Below are 4486 nucleotides of genomic sequence, written 5' to 3' on the forward strand. Positions count from 1 at the left end.
CCGTGTATCCAGCTTTCCATGCCGTTTTTGACGTATTGCGAGTCGGTGCAGATGACGACTTGGCAGCGGCGCTTTAAGGATTTCAGTCCTTCGATGACTGCGGTCAGCTCCATGCGGTTGTTGGTGGTTTCGGCTTCGCCGCCGAACAGTTCTTTTTCGTGTGTGCCGTAGCGCATAAATACCCCCCAGCCGCCTGCGCCGGGGTTGCCTTTGCATGCGCCGTCTGTGTAGAGGTAAACGGGTTTATCCATGGGCATGTCTTTGTCGAATAAGGCGGTATCATAACATAAGGCCGTCTGAAATATCGGCAAATAAGGTTTGTGCGTGTAAAATACCCTGCACTTATCACTCGTATAGAAAGCAGGCAGATATGGGATTGTTCAGCGGCCTTTTGGGCAATGCTTCGCAAAAAGACGCCGATGCGGTGGAACGCGATTTGGCGAATATCCTGATTGATGGCGAACAGGTAAAAATGGCATTCAGCCTGGTGCGCGATTTGATTGTGTTTACCGAATATCGGCTGGTGTTGGTGGACAAGCAGGGTTTGACCGGCAAGAAAGTGTCTTACCGTTCGATTCCATACCGTTCCGTGTCGCGCTTTTCGGTGGAAACCTCGGGTCATTTTGATTTGGATGCCGAGCTGAAGATTTGGGTTTCTTCTGGCGAAGCGCCGACCGAAACCTTGCAGTTTAAAAGCGACAAGAGCGTGATTGCCATTCAAAAAGCCTTGGCAGAAGCTGTGTTGAAACCGTCAAAATTGAAATGTCTAAAATTGGAGAGAAAACCATTATTGACTTATTGATGGTTTTCTCTTTTTAATTTATTGAAATTGTTTTTTCGATTTTTTGAAAGGTTATCTATTTTTTTGATTTAATATGTATTCATAGTATTCTTTATATTTTTTGCCTATATTTAACAAATCCCGCTCTACAGCAATATTATAGGCAGTTTCTGTAATTTCATCCAAGTTTTCCACATTGTTTTCCACAATATTCCTTATTTTTTGGCAAAATTCTTCGTTAGTCCTAGCCTTAAAACAAGTTTTTCCATCTTCCAGCCAGTCTTCATACACAGGAATATCCCTTACTACAAGCGGTAATTTAGCTGAAAGTGCTTCTAACACTACAATTCCCTCATTTTCTTCATAAGTCATAAACAAAAAGGCTTTTGCAGCGCTAAATGCTCCAATTAGGATGTCTTTATCTACATATCCTGGAAAAATTAGATTTTTTGGTGGATTTTCAATAATTTTCTGTATTTTATCAGGAAGCATTGATTTTACGCTTGACGATCCAAACCAAAGAAATTGATAATCACTGCATTCCTGTGCTACTTTTACAAAATCTTTTATCCCTTTTCTCTCAAAAGGTAATCCAGCTGTTATAATTAAAGGCTTATTTATGTCATATACTGATTTATATTCATTTAAAAACTTTTCTTTTAAAACTTCATTTTTATTAAATTTATTTATATTTACACCGTTTGAAATTACTCTAATTTCTTTGTCTTTTTCTAAATATTTTGATTTTATAAGATTTTTTGTATATTCTGATGGAGAAATCAAATAATCTGCTTCATTATATAATTTCTTTGTCCAGAATTTTATAATTGGCGATAAAACATAGCTTCCCTTTATACTTCCACGAAAATCTTCATAAGTTGTATGTGTGTGATAAATTACAGGTTTACCTTTTTTCTTTGCCTGTTTTAACACTTCATAAGATTTCAACGCAACAGTATTTATATGTGCCAAATCATAATCATCTTCAGGATCCTGGGTAACTTCAATATTATTTGCTCCAAGGGCTTCTACCTGATGATTTAAGGCTTGTCCAACGCCGGATTTGCTGAAAGAACTTTTCCCCTCTGAATATAGTAAAACTTTCACGACTATCATACTCCTCTATTGTTTTTTTGTAAACTGCTTCTACTCGTTCTCCAAATTTCTGTGCTGTGTAATCTTGTGAAGCGGCAAAAGCATTTTCGATAATTTTTTCTCTAAATTCCTTATCTTCTTTTAAAAGCATTATAGAATTAATAAATTCTTCTTCTGTTCTGTAAACAAGCCCTGCTTCGTTCTTTACAAGCAAGTCTTCCAGATTTAAGTCATATCTTGCCACAACAGGTGTTTTAGCAGCCATTGCCTCAACAAATGTAAGCCCCTGTGTTTCTGATATACTAGCATTCAAAAATACATCTCCCATTTGATAATAAGCAGCAACTTTATCATGCGGAACTTCCCCTGTAAAAATAACTCTATCTGAAATACCAAGATCTTCAGCTTGTTTCTTCAAGTCATCCAAAATTCTCCCACGCCCAACAATCATAAATTTAAAGTTTTCATCCTTAATTTTAGAAAACATATCAATTAACAAATCAATACTTTTTTCTTCGGCAATTCGCCCAATATACACACAAAGAAAATCACTTTTCTCTATTCCAAAATTTTCTCTCATAAATTCCAAATCTTCATCGGAATAATTTCCACGATAAAATTTATCCAATTCCAGTCCAGTTGGAATAATGTTCATTGTCTGGTCAACACCATAAGAATACAAAATATCTTCAACTTTTCTTGTTGGTACAATCAGTCCATTACATTTTTCACAATAAAATTTACTAATCGCAGCCGCAATCTTTTTCCCCGCTGAAACAAATCTCGAACCAAAAATATAATGTGTATAATATTCATATAATGTATGGTACGTATGAACAAGGGGTATTTCAAGATTAATTGCAGCGAATCTCGCAAATGTTCCTACACCCCATTCTGTCTGTGAATGAATAATATCTAATTCCAGCCTCTTTATCTTTTTTATTATTTTTGAAGAATAAATCATTCCTAGTCTATACTGCGGCAACGGCTTAAATTCCATACTTGGTATTCGTAAAACATTAGGCTCGACTTGAGGTGCATCAGGATCAGTCGTAGTAATAATATACACTTTATGTCCCAGCTTTCTAAGCTCCTTCTCAAGTGTCATAATCGAACTTACAACTCCATTTACTTGAGGTCTGTATGTATCTGTAAATATTCCAATTCTCATTTTTATATTTCTCCTTCTATAATAAAGCCTTATTTCAATTTTATTTTTACTCTCTTGAAAATTTTTTTAGGCTACTATAAATTTTCACACAAATAACCATTTTTATTCTATATCTTATTATTTTTTTTATATAAGTTCTATTTCAATTTAAATAAAAAAATTCTTATCTGCTAATTTTTAGGGATTTCCAAGAAGAACTTACCTATTTTCCCCATTCTATAATCTTTCATAAGTCTTCTCGAAATAATTTCATAATTATGTTCATCATTTTTAGAAACACCAAGCCGTTTTTCCAAAATTTCCAGTATCTCATGGTTTTCCAATCCCAAAATTTCCTCATTAGTTATATATTCTTCCAAATTATACACTTTTACAAGATTGTCTATTTTTCCCAAATCCTTTAATTTATCTAAAAATTTAATTGCAACATGCTCCAATTGCAACACATTGTCCTTTATTGAGCCAGTAATCGCTAAATTATAAGCTACCTCATCATCTTCAAACTTTGGCCATAAAACTCCTGGTGTATCCAGCAGTTCTAATTTATCATCAATTTTTATCCATTGCTTGCCACGTGTAAATCCTGGAGTATTTCCAACTCTTGCTTTATTTTTATTCACAAATTTATTAATGAATTTAGACTTCCCAACATTAGGAATCCCAACAATCATAGCTCTTACTTCAGTTTTACGAAGTCCCTTTTTTTTCATTTTTTCCAATTTCTCAGCATAAATTTTATCTGTAATTTTTCGTAGTTCATTAAAATTATTCCCTTTTTCTACACTCAAAGCTACAAAATAATCAGAAAAATTATTTTTCAAAAAATAATCTTCCCAACTTTTTAATTCCTTGCTATCAATCAAATCCACTTTGTTCAGAACAATAATTTTTTTCTTATTATTTGCCAGCTTTGAAATATCTGGATTTTTACTAGAAATCGGAATCCTTGCATCTAAAATCTCAATAACAACATCAATTATCTTAAGATTTTCAACAATTAAATCCTTTGTTTTCTTCATATGCCCTGGATACCAGTTTATATTCATTCTTTCATTTTCTCCATTTTCTCTCTAAATTTTTATTTTTAATCCTAAAACTAAGTTTAATTTTAAAATTAAAGATAAAAACTCACAATTTATTTCAAATTTGTTACAGTTTATTTTACAATCTATCTTAAATTAAAGATGTCGTGATTTTTTGGAAATAAAAATTACTGTCTGAGCGAAGCGAGTTTAATTTTCGTAGTAACTTAAGTTTATCCAAATAATAAATGTTTAGACTACTTTCCCAAATAAATTTGGAAATATTTTCAAAAAATGCTTAGACAAGCCAGGGATAGTGCGTAGCACTTTCGCTATTCTCTTTAATATGCCATTATTTAAACATGTTAAAATAACTATTATTGCGAAATGAAGGGAAATGGCGATTGATTTCCCTTG

General features: G+C 33.2%; 5 protein-coding genes. 1 reads left to right on the forward strand and 4 read right to left on the reverse strand.

The window, feature by feature from the left end; all coding sequences use genetic code 11:
• The coding region (locus Q0370_RS00005) for an RNase H family protein (RefSeq protein ID WP_367270790.1) at positions 1–251 on the reverse strand (251 nt) is incomplete at its 3' end.
• A gap of 119 nt (positions 252–370) precedes the next feature.
• On the opposite strand from Q0370_RS00005, the gene Q0370_RS00010 reads away from it, so the two are divergent.
• Positions 371–802 (forward strand): PH domain-containing protein, encoded by a 432-nt coding sequence (locus Q0370_RS00010; protein WP_299570374.1) that lies wholly within the window; start codon positions 371–373, stop codon positions 800–802.
• Between the two features lie 51 nt (positions 803–853).
• Here the strand turns inward: Q0370_RS00010 and Q0370_RS00015 are convergent, their stop codons facing one another.
• The 3 genes from Q0370_RS00015 to ylqF all read right to left on the reverse strand — a co-directional run bounded on the left by Q0370_RS00015 (position 854) and on the right by ylqF (position 4093).
• Positions 854–1897, reverse strand: a complete 1044-nt coding sequence (locus tag Q0370_RS00015; protein ID WP_299570378.1) for a glycosyltransferase family 4 protein — start codon at positions 1895–1897, stop codon at positions 854–856.
• Positions 1791–3047 carry a glycosyltransferase family 4 protein gene (locus Q0370_RS00020; RefSeq protein WP_299570381.1) on the reverse strand — a complete coding sequence of 419 codons (1257 nt, stop codon included), beginning with the start codon at positions 3045–3047 and terminating at the stop codon, positions 1791–1793. The genes Q0370_RS00015 and Q0370_RS00020 overlap by 107 nt, the downstream gene beginning before the upstream one ends.
• A 170-nt stretch (positions 3048–3217) precedes the next feature.
• The gene (gene ylqF, locus Q0370_RS00025; RefSeq protein ID WP_299570383.1) at positions 3218–4093 is read right to left on the reverse strand and encodes a ribosome biogenesis GTPase YlqF; all 876 of its coding nucleotides are present in this window, start codon (positions 4091–4093) and stop codon (positions 3218–3220) included.
• Positions 4094–4486: the final 393 nt, after the last annotated feature.

This window comes from uncultured Leptotrichia sp., from assembly GCF_938036635.1.
Classification (GTDB): Bacteria; Fusobacteriota; Fusobacteriia; order Fusobacteriales; family Leptotrichiaceae; genus Leptotrichia; species Leptotrichia hongkongensis.

Bases quoted from the DNA above. Each gene is read 5' to 3' on its own strand.
- Q0370_RS00010 (WP_299570374.1), top strand. From the start codon at position 371: ATGGGATTGTTCAGCGGCCTTTTGGGCAATGCTTCGCAAAAAGACGCC.
- Q0370_RS00015 (WP_299570378.1), bottom strand. From the start codon at position 1,897: ATGATAGTCGTGAAAGTTTTACTATATTCAGAGGGGAAAAGTTCTTTC.
- Q0370_RS00020 (WP_299570381.1), bottom strand. From the start codon at position 3,047: ATGAGAATTGGAATATTTACAGATACATACAGACCTCAAGTAAATGGA.
- ylqF (WP_299570383.1), bottom strand. From the start codon at position 4,093: ATGAATATAAACTGGTATCCAGGGCATATGAAGAAAACAAAGGATTTA.